Source organism: Pyrolobus fumarii 1A (assembly GCF_000223395.1).
GTDB classification, from domain to species: Archaea; Thermoproteota; Thermoprotei_A; order Sulfolobales; family Pyrodictiaceae; genus Pyrolobus; species Pyrolobus fumarii.
This window is the reverse complement of record NC_015931.1, coordinates 195,518-211,375: the sequence shown is the minus strand read 5'-3', so window position 1 is coordinate 211,375 and position 15,858 is coordinate 195,518. Positions and strand designations below refer to the sequence as shown.

Genomic DNA, 15,858 nt, shown 5'->3' with positions numbered 1-15,858 from the left:
TTGTTTAGCCGTTTAGACGAGGAGTGGTAGGAGTGGTAGGCAAGGGGGAGCTTGACGAGAAGGACATGGTCATACTCGCTGCGCTGTCTAGGAACGCTAGGGTGTCTTACACGGAGCTGGCGAAACAGCTGGGTATCAGCGACGTGGCTGTCATCAAGAGGATACGTAGGCTGGAGCAGCTGGGCGTCATCAAGAGGTACACTATCGTGGTCGACCCCAAGGCGCTCGGCTACAACGTGGTCTCCTACACTGGCATTGATGTCGAGCCTGAGCATCTGCTCACCGTGGCTAACGAGCTGCGTAAGAAGGAGTATGTGAAGATGCTCGCGATAACCAGCGGCGACCATGACATCATGGCCCTGATCTGGGCTAGGGACAGCGAGGAGCTTCGACGTATACACGAGGAGATTAGCCGCATGCCAGGCGTCAAGAGGATATGCCCGGCCATCGTCCTCGAGACGCTCAAGGATGGTGACTGGGTTTAAGGCGCGGGCCTGGGCCGGGCCACGCGAGGGGCGCGAGTGTCGATAGGCTCTAGGATAGTATCCGGTTACGACCCCGAACGCATCTGTATAGCTGTTATTGGTAGCCATTCTGCTCTACAGATACTAGCGGGCGCCAAGAGGGAGGGTTTGTGCACCGTACTGCTTGTTAGGGAGGATCTCGCGCCGCTCTACGAGAGGTTCCCGTGGCTCTACGACTATATGCTAAAGCTCCGTAGTTGGTCCGAGATAGCCTCTGGGACTATCGTCGAGAAGCTTAGGTCGCTTAACGCTATCCTTGTGCCGCATGCTGGTCTCGTGGAGTACGTTGGCGTGGAGAGGGCTGAGAAGCTGGAGGTGCCTATTCATGGTAACCGTGGCCTCTTTAGGATAGAGGCTGACCAGCACTCGAAGATGCGCTTGTTGGTCGACGCTGGTATACCGACGCCCCGGGTGTATGGCTCGCCGGAGGAGGTTGACGGGCTGGTTATCGTGAAGATGCCTGGCGCTAAGGGTGGTCGTGGCTACTTCCTGGCGTCTAGCCCGGAGGAGGTTAGGCGGGGACTGGAGAGGGCGGTTAGGGAGGGCCTCATTCGGGACCCGAGGGAGGCTATCATCCAGGAGTATGTGGTGGGCGTGCCCGCCTACTACCACTACTACGCCTCCAGGCTCTATCGTCGCGTGGAGCTCACGGGCATGGATATACGCTATGAGAGTAACGTGGATGGTCTTAGGAGGCTGCCGCCTAGGTTCGCCGAGTCGCTCGAACCAAGCTTCGTGGTGGTTGGCAATATCCCCATGGTTCTCCGCGAGAGGCTCCTGCTGAAGGTGCTCGAGTACGGAGAGGCATTCGCAAGGACCGTCGAGCAGGCTACCGGGCTACCGATGATGGGCCCGTATAGCCTCGAGTCTATAGTCACGCCTAGCCTCGAGATACGCGTCTTCGAGTTCTCGGGGAGGATTGTAGCCGGGACCAACCTGTACACGGGCATGGGGAGCCCCTACACATGGCTATACTGGGATGAGCCCATGTGGCCGGGGAGGAGGATAGCACGGGAGGTCAGGGAGGCGGCTCTACAGGGGCGTCTGGAAGAGGTTGTAACCTAGCAAGCGTCCAGCCCTTCTCGGTGGCCCTAGAGGTGCGGAGGCACCTCGCCACCCTAGCGCTCACAGCACTGGTTATCATAACCTTCGCCCATATGCTCTTAAACACGAGCAGCCCAAGCACTAGCGATATCGTCGACAACATTGACGTGTTTCTGGTCCCGGGGTCTAGGCTCCACGGCTACCAGAACCTGTTCATAGTAGTCAAGGGCGTCGAGCCTTGGCGCGTTGAGGCCCATGCTAGAGTCGTGTTTGAGCTAGACGTTTGGCCCTGGTACCTGCCGCTCTACACGACTAGAGTCGAGACGAGCGTGTTCGCGTTACGCGCTGTCAGCCTGCCCTACCAGCCCGACACCAGCATAGTCGTTGTGCCGCCGGTGCCCGCCACCCTCGTGGAGTTCAACTCTAGCTTCTATAACGTGGTGAACGCCATTCTCAACATAACCGCCGTGCTAGAGGTGAACGTCTCCATCGACGGCGAGCAGGTTGCTAGCTTCAGGGTTGCCTATCTACCGGAGCCCTCTCCGGGCAGACCAATACCCTTGCTCAACGTTACTCGCGTCGCACTAGCCACAACACCGACCGAGACCATACACGTGTGTGGCATTGCTTTAGGTGGTGTAGATCCTCGCCCCGAGATAGTAGTGTCGAGTGATGGTGGCTCTAGCTGGCATGTTGCGACCGCACATCGCATTGCACTATTCGCGTCTCAGGAGGAGGCCGCGAAGCTCTTGAACGACACTATATCGTACATCGTGGAGCACGTGTTGATCAACCAGTTGCAGGCTTCGTCCTTCGAGGAGATTAACGCGACTGGGCCTGGAGCTGCGGCCGTCTGCGCCGATATTACACCATCCGCGTTGGGCCTTGATGCTGGAGATGAGCTCGTATACGCGGTTAGTGTCGACGGGCTCTACTCGCCGCCCAGCATTGCCTATGTGTACAACCCTAACGCCGACATAGACGCTCTCATAGTCGACCCTGGAGTCTCCCTGGTGCTCCACGCGCTTAACCCGAGTCTAGCCGCGTTCAACACTACCATGTGGAGGCTCGGTTTCAACGCCACTGTCTATAGCCTGGCGAGGCTCTACGCGGAGTACGCCAGGCTATACCACTACCTCCTTGACAACTGGACTAGTGTGCCACTAAGCCACTGGGGGGCTGTTGGCCGCGTAGCACGTCTAGAGATAGCCACGTCTGTGGAGGAAGCACTCCATGCTCTCGACTCGGGCACACCCCGTGTCGTTATACTCGGCGGGTGGCTTGGGCCGGTCGACGGCTGGGCGACGCTGGCCTCGCGACTAGCAGAGCTAGTGCTGGAGGGCAAAACCTCGGTTATTCTATCGGGGCTGTCGTTCAACCCTCTAGTGTATGTGGAGTGCGGCTCTATAATCGAGTACCGTAGGCTAGGGCCTTGGGACGGTGGCATCCTCCCCGGTCTGGCCGGGCTACACCTGACAAACATACTTGCAAGGGCGTCACCATCGCTCATCGAGGAGCTGTGCAGCACCGGTTACAGCTTGGAGGCCATCGTTGCCGGCTCTGGTCTCCTACCGCCCATGGGCTTCACCACTGGTACCCTAATCGCGACACAATACGCCGATATCCTTGGATACACGCCCGGCACGAGCCTTACCGTCAAGACACCGGTGCCGCGTATCGCCCTGAGCAGAGGCTACCGCGCTCTCACGAGCCTATCCTGGGTGACCCTCAAGCCTATAGACGAGGTGCAGGAGCTGCTAGCCGCTGCCACAAGCCCCGAGTACATCGACACTGTCTATAGGTTTGTGAAGGGACTCTACACCAGCCTACCACTCTCGATCAACGCTAGTCTCGTCGCCGAGGCATACCGTGCTATGCTAGCTGGGCTCCCATACACCCTGCTGGCCATGTCCCAAGCCGAGTACCTCTGGCAGACCCTCAGCATGCCAAGCATCCGCGTCCAAAACTCTACGGTTAGCATCGGTGGCTTGCTCCCACCCTGGGAGCGACGATTAAGCCTTGAGAATCCATCTCCTCGGATACTCTTCGAGTCTGGTGACGGGACAGCAGCTATACTGGACTATGCTCTCTGCAGGCTAGGTGTGCACGTTATCTACTCTAGTGTGCCCCTCGAGTGGGCTACTAGCGGCTCCGAGCTACTCGCTTCGATTGTAACACTGGCTGCGAGCAAGCCACACTGCAGCACCATCAATGGTATAGCTGTTGGTCCTAAAGTGGCTAGAGAGGTTGACAATGTTATTGGAGATCGTGTCGTTGGTTTTGAGGAGGTTGTGCTGCTGGCCTCTAGGGGCTCGGCTGAGCTGAGAGTGTGCAACAGGGGTCTCGTAGAGCCGCGTCTCGTGATAGCCGTGTTGGACGGCGACATTAACCTTGTTGTGCGCGTAAACGGGTCTATTGTCGAGCCGCTGGAGTCGAACGACGCGATACGCGTATACGGCTTTGAGAATGGGTGCAGTATTGTAACGCTGGAGTCCTTGTCCGCAGCGCTAGTACAGCCGGTACGCGTGCTGGTGATGGTTGTTGGCGAGCCGCTAACGGTTACCGTGACTAAGTCGACAACGGTTACTACCACTGAGACTGTCACGGTTATGCGTAACGTCACTATACCTGCGGGTACGGTTACAAAGACCGTCTATGTCAATAGGACGGTGACCCGCCTCCTCACGACAACCAGGACTGTGACCAGCGAGCGCGTCGTCACATACACTCTTGAGAGGAACCTAACGGTAACCCTGACAACCACGAGCACCGTGACGCTGACTGCAACTACTAGTGTATTCCGGACTGTCACTCTCCCGGGCAGCGTGACTACGGTTACGCTGCTGAACACCAGCGTAGTTACGGTCGTCAAGGAGAGGGTTAGAACGTCCACAGTGACTGTTAGAGCTGAGACTATCAACCCGCTTGCCGCTCTAGGTGCTGGTCTCGCCGGCGGCGCTGCCATCGGCTACCTGGCGCCGAGGCTAGCATCGAGACTGGCTAGGAGAGAGTGAGCGCTCATGGTATAACTCCTAGCGTGGCTTTTTCGCCTTGGTGGCGTGCTGCCTTGACGAACGCCAAGTTGACTCTTGTGCGCGAGCTTCTAGAGGCTGGGGGCTTGAGGATAGGCGGCGAGTATAGGCTACGTAGTGGCACGGTGTCAAGGATATACATTGACGCGAGGAGGTTGTACTCCAGGCCTTTGGGGCGTAGGGTTGCCGCCTTTCTACTAGCTCGGAGCGTTGAGGAGCTTGGTGCGACGTACGATGCTGTTGTTGGCGTTGCGACTGGAGGTATAGGTTGGGGCGTGCTTGTGGCCGAGGTGCTTGGCGTTGCTAGTGGCTATGTGAGGCCCGAGCCGAAGGATCACGGGCTTCGTAGGCTCGTGGAGGGTGTTGAGGAGGGTAGCCGTATAGTCATAGTGGATGACGTCGCCACTACTGGTGGTGCGCTTCTAGATGCTGTGCGTGCCGCTGAGGCTAGCGGGTACAGGGTAGTTGGGGCGGTTGTGATTTTCGATCGTTGTATGGGGGCTGCAGAGAGGATGGATGAAGCTGGGATCCCGTACAAGCGTGTAATGACTATACGCGAGCTTCTCTCGTTTGCGCGTGATATGGGTGTTGACACGAGCGCCGCTGAGGATGAGGTAGCGAACTTACGCTGTTGAAGGGAAATACCGTTGAGTATGTATGGCCACTTTTGCCTCGTTACTATTGGTGCTAGTTAGTGTGAAGCGAGGATATAGAATTGGCATAGTGACGCGCTGGGGTGCGGCATGCGGTATAAGCCTACACGGCGAGCTTATCGCTAGAGCACTACTGTCTATGGGGCACGAAGTGCGTGTCTACGCACCTACGCTGGAGACTGCCGGGCGTGACTGGCACCATGTTCTCATAGAGGGTGACCCGCCCTGGGTACAACGCGTGTACGGCGAGGTCGATGAAGTGGAGTATCCGGAGGGTGGTTATTTCCGCCGCCCGAGCGACTGGGATGAGAACGACGTGATTATCGTGGAAGGCTACCATCGCTTGCCTTGGCGCGCGTTAGAGCCTCATGTTAGGGAGGTGAAGAGAAGGGGAACAGCCACTATACTTGTAGTTCACTATGCGTTTCCCCGCGATCTTGAACCTGTATTGGAAGATCCGAGCCTGTGGGACGTTGTCGCGGTGTTTGACGAGAGGTTTGTTGGGATGGTAGAAAGGGTTGCAGGTAAACGCGCGAGGGTAGAGATAGTACCATATCCTTACATGGTTCTGGAGGTTGACTATGCTGATAGGCCTTCCTATGCGGAGGGCAAGGTGCTATTATTCAGCTTTGGCCGTCAACCACCTCACGAGTACGTTGACTATCTAAGGGGCATTGCTAGGCTCGTGAAACGCAAGTATCCTCTAGTCTATCGCGTGGTACGCAGCCTGGGCACCATAGGGTACCAGGCTGACTGGCTCGTCGTCGAGCATAGAAAACTTAGCGTCAAAGAGCTGTACTCGGCGCTTAAGGGCGCCGATATACACCTCATACCCAAGTGGGATCATCCGGGTATAGTCGTATCGTCTACACTTGCGCAAGTGCTGTACGCGGGCGTTGCAACAATAGTCCCGGATACAAGGTACTTCGAGACTATACCTGACGGTCTAGAGGAGAGTGGGCCCGTCATCAAGTACCGGTTGGGCGACGTTACTGACCTGGTGTCTAGGCTAGAGTTGCTGATCAAGGATGAGGGGCTTAGACGCGAGCTAGGGAGGCGTGCGAAGAGGTACGCGTGGGAGCGCAGAGCAGAGGTTGTAGCCGAGAAGCTCCTCTCAAGCATCTAGAGGTCAACACGTTACCCCCTACCACCTCTATTATATCGGGCGTGTGGCATGGTAAAGGCGATTGGTATCGATCCTGGCACCATGAGCATGGACTTATTTGGGTTTGATGACAATGGGATGAGAGTCTTCCTTGATGATAGTATACCCCGGGACCTTGTTACCAAGGATCCTGGCATAGTGATTCGTAGAGTCGAGGAGATAGTCAGGGAGGTTGGTGACGTTGACGCTATAGTGGCGCCTAGCGGGTATGGCATGCCACTCAAGAGAGTACAAGATGCTAGTGACGGCGATATACTCGAGGCCACCTTTGTTACTATGGAGGATGTCAAGAGGAGGTTGAGGATTATAGGGTTGAGAGAACTTATGAAGCTCTTCCGATCCTCTAGTCTGCCAGCCTGGTTTACACCCGGTGTTGTGCATCTACCAACAGTGCCGCGTTGGAGGAAAGCTAACCGCATAGACATGGGGACCGCGGACAAAGTGTTCACCGTTGCTGCTGCACTCGCAAACCTGCTGGACGAGGGTGTTGAGCCAAGGAGTGTTGACGCGATTGTAGTCGAGATTGGCTACGCGTACACAGCCGCTATGGGAGTCTCAAAGGGCTCTATAGTCGACGGGGTTGGCGGTACCAGCGGCTTTACAGGCTACCTTGGCATGGGCGCCATGGATGCTGAGTTGGCGTATGCGCTCGCAGCTGTTGAACCTAGGTTTTCAAAGACTCTCCTATTCCGCGGGGGTGCCGCCGATATAGCAGGTGTACACGACCCACAGAACCTCGAAGAGTTTGTCGAGAGAGGGTTGAAGGGCGAACCAGGCTATGCTGACGGGCTAGAGGCTCTAGTCGAGGGCATCCTGAAGGATGTTGCCGTGCTGCTAGTCTCTGTGCCGAAGCCTCGCTGGGTCTTTCTCAGCGGCAGATGGACAAGGATACCCGCCTTCCGTGAGCATCTCGTCTCTAGACTAGGCGAGTGGCTACGCGAGCACGGCGTTAAAGCTGAGGTCAGGCTGGTTAGAAGCCCGGGCAGGATTGCAAAGACAGCCGCGTTTGGCGCCGCAGTCATAGCCAACGGCCTTGCGGGGGGTATCTACAAACCCGTTGTCGAAGCACTGCGCCTGAAGGAGTCCAGAGGCTCCATATTCGATAACGTTATGCTACCAGGCGACATTAGGGATAAGTTGCGTAAAGAGTTTCGGAACGAGTGAGGCAGGTTATGGAGTGTCTGAGGATAGAGGAGGCTAGGAGGGCTATCTGCTACCCTAGACCAGAGGCACCATTGTGCGATGCTCTGATCGACGAGCTGAGAAGCATCGGTGTAGAGTGCATCGTGCCGATGGGGAGGTTTAGGAAAGCAGGGATACCCATACTTGGTAGCGGTTGGGCGGGCAACGTATTCGCAGCATTATGGAATGCTCACCTTGTGGCGATTAAAGCGCTTAAGCCCAACTCTAGGAGAAAGAGTATGCTCCGCGAGGCGCTACTAGCCAAAATAGCCTCCATGTATGGCGTGGCGCCACGGGTATACACGTTCACTAGAAGATTGATAGTTATGAAGCTCGTCAACGGAAGCGTATTAGCTAGTTACAAACCAAGCGACACAGCTAGAGCTTTGCTTGTACTCCGCCGACTGCTATACAAAGCATACATCCTTGATCGTCTCGGCATAGATCATGGCGAACTTGTTAGGCCGGGCGGCCAAGTTATGGTTGAAGATGACGAGCCGTATATCATAGACTTTGACTCAGCCTCGGCACTGCGAAAACCCCGCAACGTGACATCGCTAGCAGCAGGTTTAGCCAGGATACCATGGGCCTCTAGGCTCGTGAAACCAAGCAGCGACCCCAGCGTTAGAACTGTGCTACGAGAGTATCGCAGGAACCCTACACTCAATAATTTCGAGGCTGTGCTGGACGCCCTCGGGTTATGAATAGTATAGCAAGTTGAGAGGTGCTGTCCCACTCTACTTTTGATCATCAAGAAGTACCGTCACAACCATGCCTACGTGCATCACTGCGTGAATTGCCGCGCGTTGCACGATTCCTGCAATATTCGCCATGCAATACTCCAACAAGCGGAATTGGATATTCTAACATGCATGTTAGCTTGTCTAACCTAGCCGGTTAGAGTCTAATTAATATGCGTTCCGCAGTTATACGTCCCAGGTATGCTTTTAGTATGAGATTAGGCTAGCCTATCTCTGGAGGGTGTGTACAGAGATGCCCCTCCAGATACCCTCGATCGGCGAGAGATTCCCAGAGATGGAGGTAATGACACACAAGGGTAAGATCAAACTACCAGACTACTTCGTCCAGCAGGGCAAGTGGTTTGTACTCTTCAGCCACCCCGCCGACTTCACACCGGTATGCACCACCGAGTTTGTCGCCTTCGCAAAGAGGTATGAGGACTTCAAGAAGATAAACACGGAGCTCATCGGCCTAAGCATCGACAGCACATTCAGCCACATCAAATGGGTCGAGTGGATACGCGAGAAACTAGGCGTAGAGATACCATTCCCAGTAATCGCCGACGCTACTGGCGAGGTAGCGAAGAAACTCGGCCTAATTCACCCAAGCCACGCTCCAACCGTCACAGTACGCGCAGTCTTCATAGTCGACAACAAAGGCGTAATCCGCGCAATACTATACTACCCGACCGAGGCTGGCCGCAACGTAGACGAGATACTGAGGCTCGTCCACATACTACAGATTAGCGACAAGTATGGCCGTGCAATACCAGCAAACTGGCCAAACAACGAGCTAATAGGAGATAACCTCATCGTACCCCCAGCAGCCACCGAGCAAGAAGCACAGGAGCGCCTCAAACAGTTCAAATGCTACGACTGGTGGTTCTGCTACGAGGATAGAGCAACACCCGAAGAGAAGGAATTCGCTAGAAAGGCTCTACGCCGCGTCGCCAAGTGCGAGTAAAGCGGGTGAACACTCAGACACCTTACCAACCACCATACCTTTTTCGTTTTCTTGCTCTCTCCTCTCCTACATCATGTTTAGTTTACCACTTCCCCTGGCATCCCTTCACCAACTACAACTTACCTTACATTACACCTCTATTCTAGCCTAAGCTAGCCTAAGAACAAATACTCCAATATACAGCAACATGCCATACCTAACCTAACCACACCACACGTAGACGCTTTAGACGATACCACATTGCAGTTTCAGCCAAGAACTGCCTATACAAGTAGCTAGACACCAGCAGGTAGTCAATAATGCGTAAACCCACGAGGATACACATTAGTCAGAGAACTAGACTAGAACCAAGATGGTTCTAATCGGAGGAACTTTAGAGAGTACACTCCACTCCAAGTTTGTCTAAAAGAACACCATACTACCATTAACTAACATTGGACCAGACTACCCTCGAACCATTGTTACTATACGAATAGGAACATACACGGGAGGCAGGAGTGGCGCCGGGGGCGGGATTCGAACCCGCGCGGGGGTAGCCCCCCACCGGCTCTCCAGGCCGGCCCCTTAGGCCGCTCGGGCACCCCGGCACCAGTTCGAGACCTACACTCTGGGACCCGGGATAAATCCAGCGTTAATGGGATGCTAACCTATTCTAGCTAAAAGATGCTAACGTGGACGTGCACGTGGCACCTTTATCTCTATGTGTACGTTTTCGGGCACCCTGATCCTCATCAGCTCCTTCATTAGCCTCTCATCTAGCCTTACTAGGATTAGCCTGGAGTGTATTCTTAGCTCCCACTTATCCCACACTTTCGAGCCCTCACCGTGGGGCAGCCTTAGGGTAGCGACTACCAGCCTCTTTGTCGGCAATGGTATGGGTCCACGCACCTCTACGCCCATCCTCTTGGCTATACTCACTATCTTCTGGGCAACGTCGTTCAGACTCTGAACGTCGGGACTCCAGAGCTTGATACGAGCCATGGGTACTGCGGCCATCCCAGAACCCCCGGAGTGGTGCGTAAGCACGGCTTAAAAAGAGGATACCAGGTTGTGTGAAAAGAGCTTTACTTGCTCCTGATCTCGACCTTTGCAGGCTTCACGTCAATCACGATGCCAATACCGACAGTCTTACCCATGTCTCTCATTGCGAACCTGCCTAGCGCTGGGAAGTCGCTGAACTTCTCGACTACCATTGGCTTTATCGGCTTGAACTTGACGATGGCGACCTCACCCTGCTTGATGAAGCTTGGGTTCTTCTCTAGGACCTTACCAGTCCTTGGGTCTAGCTTGGCTACGATCTCAGTTATCCTGCAGGCGACGCTGGCGGTGTGTGCGTGTACTACTGGCGTGTAGCCGGGCGCGATTGCTGTTGGGTGCCAGATTACGAACACCTTAGCAGTGAACTCCTCTGCGACGGTGGGTGGGTTGTCAACATGGCCAGCTACGTCGCCACGCTTGACGTCCTTCTTGGATACGCCTCTTACGTTGAAACCAATGTTGTCGCCGGGCTCAGCCTGGTCTAGCCTCACGTGGTGCATCTCAATGCTCCTGACTTCGCCGACGACACCCGGTGGCATGAAGACGACCTTGTCACCTACCTTTAGCACGCCAGTCTCAACACGGCCGACTGGCACAGTACCAACGCCAGGTATGCTGTAGACGTTCTGGATTGGGATGCGTAGTGGCTTGTCAACTGGCTTCTTCGGCGGCTGTAGCATGTCTAGGGCCTCTACTAGCGTTGGGCCGTTGTACCATGGCATGTTCGGGCTGCGCTCGATTAGGTTGTCACCGGTCCACGCGGATACAGGGATGAATGGTATCTGGTCGACCTTGTAGCCTAGCGTCTTCATGAACTTCTTTAGGACATTCACTATCTGCTCATACCTCTCCTTGCTCCACGCGGGCTCGGTGGCGTCCATCTTGTTAACCGCCACTATTAGCTGCTCGATACCCATCGTCTTGGCTAGAATTAGGTGCTCACGGGTCTGGCCCTCTGGGCTCATGCCGGCCTCGAACTCACCCTTCCTCGCCGATACGACTAGGAGCGCAGCATCTGCCTGGCTGGCACCAGTAATCATGTTCTTGACGAAGTCGCGGTGACCTGGAGCATCGATGATGGTGAAGTAGTACTTCTTGGTCTCGAACTTCATGAAGCTTAGGTCGATAGTGACACCGCGCTCTCTCTCCTCCTTGAGCTTGTCAAGGATCCAGGCGAACTTGAAGCTCTCCTTACCCCTCTTCTTCGCCTCCTCCTCTAGCTGCTTCATGGTCTTCTCGTCGATGTAACCTAGACGGTATAGTAGGTGGCCTACTAGCGTGCTCTTACCGTGGTCGACGTGACCGATGACTATCAAGTTCAAGTGTGGCTTCTTCTCGCTCATGCCGTCTACCACCCTTCGTGCGACGGTTTGGCTAAAAGGTGTTTATAAGCTTTAGCGTGAGCTTAGAGCTATACGCTCTATCTCCTCTTTCTTGCGTATAGCATAGCTCCTCGAGTCGTTGTTAGCAGCCGCTATGATCTCGTCAGCTAGACACTCTTCAATAGGCCTTGGGTTGTTGAATGCGCACATCCTTGCACCTTCCGTCAGATGCTTAAGTGCTACATCAACACGTCTCTGCGGCGAGACGTCGACAGCAACGAAGTAAGTTATACCACCGTACATGATACGCGTGACATCCTCACGTGGAGCAGCATTCTCGATAGCACGTATCAGAACCTGTATCGGATTTTCACCAGTCTTAAGGTAGATTATCTCAAACGCATGCTTAACTATGTTATAAGCGAGGTGCTTCTTACCCATGTTCCTGCCGGGCCTCATTAGCTTGTTTATCAACCTCTCTACGACAGGCACCTCTGCCTTGCCAAACCTTCTATGCTCGTGACGCCCGCCAGTATGAGGCAACCATACAGGCTTAAGACAGATATACCTCTTTAAACCTGGGTCGCGAATCTCTATGCCCTCGAAGCTCCACTTGCCAAAGAGCTTTGGCTCCTCGGGCTTGGGCTCAAGCTGCGTGGCTTGACCCGCACTAGACATACCTGCACCCGGGGTAAACGCCGCCACATCAACCTCTTATAAAGCCGTGCTGCAAATAGGCCTCATTCTAGCGTTATCACCCCGGGACCTAGCTTGCCGCCACCACCGGGCAGAGACGTCAACCTACTAGTAGAGGATGTACAACCACGCGTGACAAACGCAGGCTGGATACTAGAGTTCCGACTAGAAGATGGTCGCATATTCCGGTTGTACGGTATACCGCCAGAAGTAGCAAGCGCAGTCCATAAAATGAAAGAGGGCACAAGTTATACCATGTACGCGAATCGAGAGAGCGTGTTTGACGCACTTGTAGACTTAAAGGACTTCATAAAGGATCTTCTAGACCGACTAACACGCGTAGTAATAAACGAGTTCAACCACGACACCGGACTCTACACAGCCGTAATTGAGTTCGACCTAGGCGGCATAACACTACGCAAAAAGATGATACCGAGCCATGCAATCTATCTTGCACTACTAGCGGAGAAGCCGATATACGTCTCAAAGAGGCTCGTGGATGAACAAGAGAGACTACACGCCGCAATACTAGAAGAGCTCGAGGAGCTTGAAGAATCTGAGGAAGAAGAGGAGGAGGAAGAAGAATTCTAACATTTTCACAATTTCACAAGAGCCCAAGACGCTAATCCCTTATGAGAGTTATACACAGGAACCTTCATGTCTAGTAGCGCGCCAAGACTACAATCCGCCAAACAATGATAACGAGACCGTCTAGAACCACCAGTGGCTGTACACTCTTAGATCTAGAACCTAGGCTTTATAGTGAGAGATAGGAGGGCGAAACGTAGCCAGACAAGTGAGAAGTTAGAACCGGAAACTCCCACTCCTGCGTTTGCAGTGCCCCTAGCTAATTATTCTCTGTAAACAATGTTTGTTTTATAATACATTACCTTGTCGGCTTTTGCTTTTTACCCTCTAGTATAGCTTTTAGCGAGACGCCGTTAACCGTGACCACCTTGTATCTCACACCTGGAATGTCACCCATAGAGCGTCCACGGGGACCTCCAATACCCTCTATCAGAACCTCATCGTGCTCGTCAATTACTAGGAGGCCACCGTCGCCAGGCACGAAGGCTGTTACAACACGGCCGTTCTTAACTAGCTGCACACGCACGCACTTTCGCAGCGCCGAGTTGGGCTGACGCGCCTCGACACCGGTCTTCTCTAGTACGATACCACGCGCCATTGGTGCACCCTCAAGTGGGTCATACTTCTTCTTCAAGCCTAGCATGCGTATCTTGAACTCACGCTGGCTCCACCTAAACTTGAGCCTCTTCTTACGTAGCTTTCTTGCAGCGAATAGACCGTTGGGCGACTTCTTGCCCGTCAAGTTCTGCTACCCCTCTGGGGTTCGACTGGATTCTGGTTTATAGGCGAATCTTACCTTATCCGCACGTCGTCAATGTCAAAGTATCTCTTTAGCACTAGCCTGGCGAGGGATATCTTCCTGCCACCGCGGCCGATTGCCTTACCCTTGTCGTTGGGGTCTACGGCAACGTAGAGTATCTTCTTGTCGCCACGTGTGACAAGCCTCATGCCCAGTATCTTTGCCGAGGAGAATATGTTGCGAACCATGTCCTCTAGGTTATCGGCATACTCTACTACGTCAACATCTCTGTTGAAAATCTTGCGTAGCCTGTTAATGTTTGTGCCGCGACGGCCAATTACCTTGCCTGCGTCGCCCGGACGTACTATGAATATAATGCGATTGTTCTCTGCGTCTATTATACAGTCGCGGGCTACTGCACCCGTCAAGTCCTGAAGAAGCGACATGTAGCGGATCTCTTCGGCTGTTAGCCTGATTTCGTTACTCGGCACCCCCGAGGCTCACCTCCATCCGAAAGCCCGGTGGGCGGTGAGAGTGTATATCCGGTTTTCTACCCTATGTTATTTGGCTTGGCTAGCGTATTGGCGGATGAGGTCTACGATTCTCGATTGCCCTTCATCAACTATGCCTAGGCTCATCACTGTAAACGGCTTACCGCATGCAGCGCCCAGCTCCACACTAGTGCCTGGATACACATACACTGGTATATCGCCTAGCGACGCGTAGTATAGTATCTCCTGCTTTACCTCCGGTGGCGCGTTTGCTGCAACCACAACTGCCTTGAGCCTACCGAGTTTCAACAGTTTGAGGGTCTTACGGGTGCCGAGTATGACCTTGCCAGTCTTTAGGGCGTTTAGGAGTTCACGCTCAAACTCCGATACCGCCCTAGCCAGGCTCATCCGCTGCCACCCTCCCTACTCCTACCGGTGAGGGGCTCAACTCGTGGCACCATGTATATCTCAGTTATCCCCGTGCCTACTGGCACAACACCGCCAACTATCACGTTCTCAGTCACTCCTAGAATTCTATCAGCCTCGCCTCTAGCTGCAGCATCAAAGAGGTGCTGCACCGTCATCTCGAAGGCGGCACGCGCGAGTACACTTGGCTTCTCACCGCTTACACCATGCCTACCTATCTGCCTAACCCTACCAGTCTGCGTCATGATATCGGCAACTAGTATCAAGTGACGAATGTCAACGTCAAGACCCTGGTCATCTAGCACGCCTTTCATCTCCTTTATGAGCGCGTATCGAGCAGCCTCTATGCCAAGCACCTGCTCTATCTCCCTGATGTTATTGGTTATCGTGTGTACAGGATCTACACCAGGAACCTCAAGCACTTCCTTTAGGCTACTACCTTCAGTCAACAGATAGTACTCTTTTCTACCATCGGGCAGATCTACACTCTGAACTACAACGCGCCTTATCTTCTTTATACCCTTTATCTTCGCGTTTAGCACTCTATCCTTCTTCTTCTGCAATTCGATAATGTTAATTGCACCCATGGACTCTATGGGCAGTTCTATCCTGAGAGTGTAGGGATCGTTAGGATCTTCGCGGACTGTACCCAACTTCAGTTTCTCTAGAACTCTCTTCACCTGCTCTACTGTAACGCCCTTATCCTCTAGCATCGTCTTATCTAGCTTCACGACTATACTCAAGGTTGCCATGTCAATGTATACCTCACTTGCGACGTTCTCTACACGAGTATACTCGATTGCACGAGCAACTGCCTTTGCCTTCTCAAGGTCATATTTATGCTCCTCATCAAGATAGACGGTCATCATTGGTGTCGATGGCTCCTTTTTCGCGTCAACTAGCTCAATGAATCTAGGTAGACCGAGAGTAACGTTGAACTCCCTAACACCTGCGTAGTGGAAAGTACGTAGAGTCATCTGCGTACCTGGCTCGCCTATGGACTGCGCTGCAACTGTACCGACGGGCTCGCCAGGCTCTACAAGGCTTAACTCGTATTCGTTGACAACCTCACGGATTATTCTACGCGCCTCATCTACACTCAGCCCATACTTGCTAGTAGTCGATTGTAGTTTAGAAACAAGCTCATCGAAAATCTTCTTGGGCAGCTTGGCACGCGCCCACTCTAGATCCTCGTGGATTAACTTCTCGAGCTCCGACCACTCATACAAATATTGCTGCGGGGCCTGCGGCATG

At 53.9% G+C, this 15,858-nt stretch carries 16 protein-coding genes and 1 tRNA gene; 9 read left to right on the top strand and 8 right to left on the bottom strand.

What is annotated here, in order from left to right; translation table 11 throughout:
- Positions 1–32: 32 nt before the first annotated feature.
- The 8 genes from PYRFU_RS01250 (at position 33) to PYRFU_RS01215 (ending at position 9,304) form a co-directional block, all read left to right on the top strand.
- A complete protein-coding gene (locus tag PYRFU_RS01250; RefSeq protein WP_014025787.1) occupies positions 33–485 on the top strand; it encodes an Lrp/AsnC family transcriptional regulator in 453 nt (150 codons plus the stop codon).
- Between the two features lie 36 nt (positions 486–521).
- Positions 522–1,589: a formate--phosphoribosylaminoimidazolecarboxamide ligase gene (locus PYRFU_RS01245; RefSeq protein WP_014025786.1), complete on the top strand. Its 1,068-nt coding sequence runs from the start codon at positions 522–524 to the stop codon at positions 1,587–1,589.
- A gap of 32 nt (positions 1,590–1,621) precedes the next feature.
- Positions 1,622–4,582 (top strand): hypothetical protein, encoded by a 2,961-nt coding sequence (locus tag PYRFU_RS01240; RefSeq protein ID WP_014025785.1) that lies wholly within the window; start codon positions 1,622–1,624, stop codon positions 4,580–4,582.
- A 53-nt stretch (positions 4,583–4,635) separates the two neighbouring features.
- Positions 4,636–5,235, top strand: a complete 600-nt coding sequence (gene pyrE / locus PYRFU_RS01235; RefSeq protein ID WP_014025784.1) for an orotate phosphoribosyltransferase — start codon at positions 4,636–4,638, stop codon at positions 5,233–5,235.
- Between the two features lie 61 nt (positions 5,236–5,296).
- Entirely contained in the window at positions 5,297–6,379 is a 1,083-nt protein-coding gene (locus tag PYRFU_RS01230) for a glycosyltransferase family 4 protein (protein WP_167827773.1), read from the top strand.
- 48 nt (positions 6,380–6,427) lie between these two features.
- Positions 6,428–7,582, top strand: a complete 1,155-nt coding sequence (locus tag PYRFU_RS01225; RefSeq protein WP_014025782.1) for a DUF1464 family protein — start codon at positions 6,428–6,430, stop codon at positions 7,580–7,582.
- An 8-nt stretch (positions 7,583–7,590) separates the two neighbouring features.
- The gene (locus PYRFU_RS01220; RefSeq protein WP_014025781.1) at positions 7,591–8,304 is read left to right on the top strand and encodes a Thr/Ser protein kinase; all 714 of its coding nucleotides are present in this window, start codon (positions 7,591–7,593) and stop codon (positions 8,302–8,304) included.
- 289 nt (positions 8,305–8,593) lie between these two features.
- Positions 8,594–9,304, top strand: a complete 711-nt coding sequence (locus tag PYRFU_RS01215; RefSeq protein ID WP_014025780.1) for a peroxiredoxin — start codon at positions 8,594–8,596, stop codon at positions 9,302–9,304.
- A gap of 498 nt (positions 9,305–9,802) precedes the next feature.
- On the opposite strand, the gene PYRFU_RS01210 is transcribed toward PYRFU_RS01215, so the two are convergent.
- From PYRFU_RS01210 to PYRFU_RS01195, 4 genes are all read right to left on the bottom strand, one after another.
- A tRNA-Ser gene (locus tag PYRFU_RS01210) sits at positions 9,803–9,891 on the bottom strand.
- A gap of 79 nt (positions 9,892–9,970) precedes the next feature.
- Complete coding sequence (rpsJ, locus tag PYRFU_RS01205) at positions 9,971–10,300, bottom strand: 30S ribosomal protein S10 (protein ID WP_014025779.1); 330 nt, start codon at positions 10,298–10,300, stop codon at positions 9,971–9,973.
- 68 nt (positions 10,301–10,368) lie between these two features.
- The gene (tuf, locus tag PYRFU_RS01200) at positions 10,369–11,685 is read right to left on the bottom strand and encodes a translation elongation factor EF-1 subunit alpha (RefSeq protein WP_014025778.1); all 1,317 of its coding nucleotides are present in this window, start codon (positions 11,683–11,685) and stop codon (positions 10,369–10,371) included.
- Between the two features lie 51 nt (positions 11,686–11,736).
- The gene (locus PYRFU_RS01195) at positions 11,737–12,342 is read right to left on the bottom strand and encodes a 30S ribosomal protein S7 (protein WP_048191298.1); all 606 of its coding nucleotides are present in this window, start codon (positions 12,340–12,342) and stop codon (positions 11,737–11,739) included.
- Positions 12,343–12,435: 93 nt separating this feature from the next.
- Between PYRFU_RS01195 and PYRFU_RS01190 the strand changes: the two genes are divergently transcribed.
- On the top strand, positions 12,436–12,951 hold the full coding sequence (locus PYRFU_RS01190; RefSeq protein ID WP_014025776.1) for a bifunctional nuclease family protein: 516 nt from the start codon (positions 12,436–12,438) through the stop codon (positions 12,949–12,951).
- A gap of 295 nt (positions 12,952–13,246) precedes the next feature.
- Here PYRFU_RS01190 and PYRFU_RS01185 read toward each other — a convergent pair whose 3' ends face one another.
- The 4 genes from PYRFU_RS01185 to rpoA2 all read right to left on the bottom strand — a co-directional run bounded on the left by PYRFU_RS01185 (position 13,247) and on the right by rpoA2 (position 15,857).
- Positions 13,247–13,690: a 30S ribosomal protein S12 gene (locus PYRFU_RS01185; RefSeq protein ID WP_014025774.1), complete on the bottom strand. Its 444-nt coding sequence runs from the start codon at positions 13,688–13,690 to the stop codon at positions 13,247–13,249.
- 50 nt (positions 13,691–13,740) lie between these two features.
- Complete coding sequence (locus PYRFU_RS01180) at positions 13,741–14,178, bottom strand: NusA-like transcription termination signal-binding factor (RefSeq protein WP_014025773.1); 438 nt, start codon at positions 14,176–14,178, stop codon at positions 13,741–13,743.
- Positions 14,179–14,247: 69 nt separating this feature from the next.
- Positions 14,248–14,586 carry a 50S ribosomal protein L30e gene (locus PYRFU_RS01175; RefSeq protein WP_014025772.1) on the bottom strand — a complete coding sequence of 113 codons (339 nt, stop codon included), beginning with the start codon at positions 14,584–14,586 and terminating at the stop codon, positions 14,248–14,250.
- Positions 14,583–15,857 (bottom strand): DNA-directed RNA polymerase subunit A'', encoded by a 1,275-nt coding sequence (gene rpoA2 / locus PYRFU_RS01170; protein ID WP_014025771.1) that lies wholly within the window; start codon positions 15,855–15,857, stop codon positions 14,583–14,585. The genes PYRFU_RS01175 and rpoA2 overlap by 4 nt, the downstream gene beginning before the upstream one ends.
- Position 15,858 lies beyond the last annotated feature (1 nt).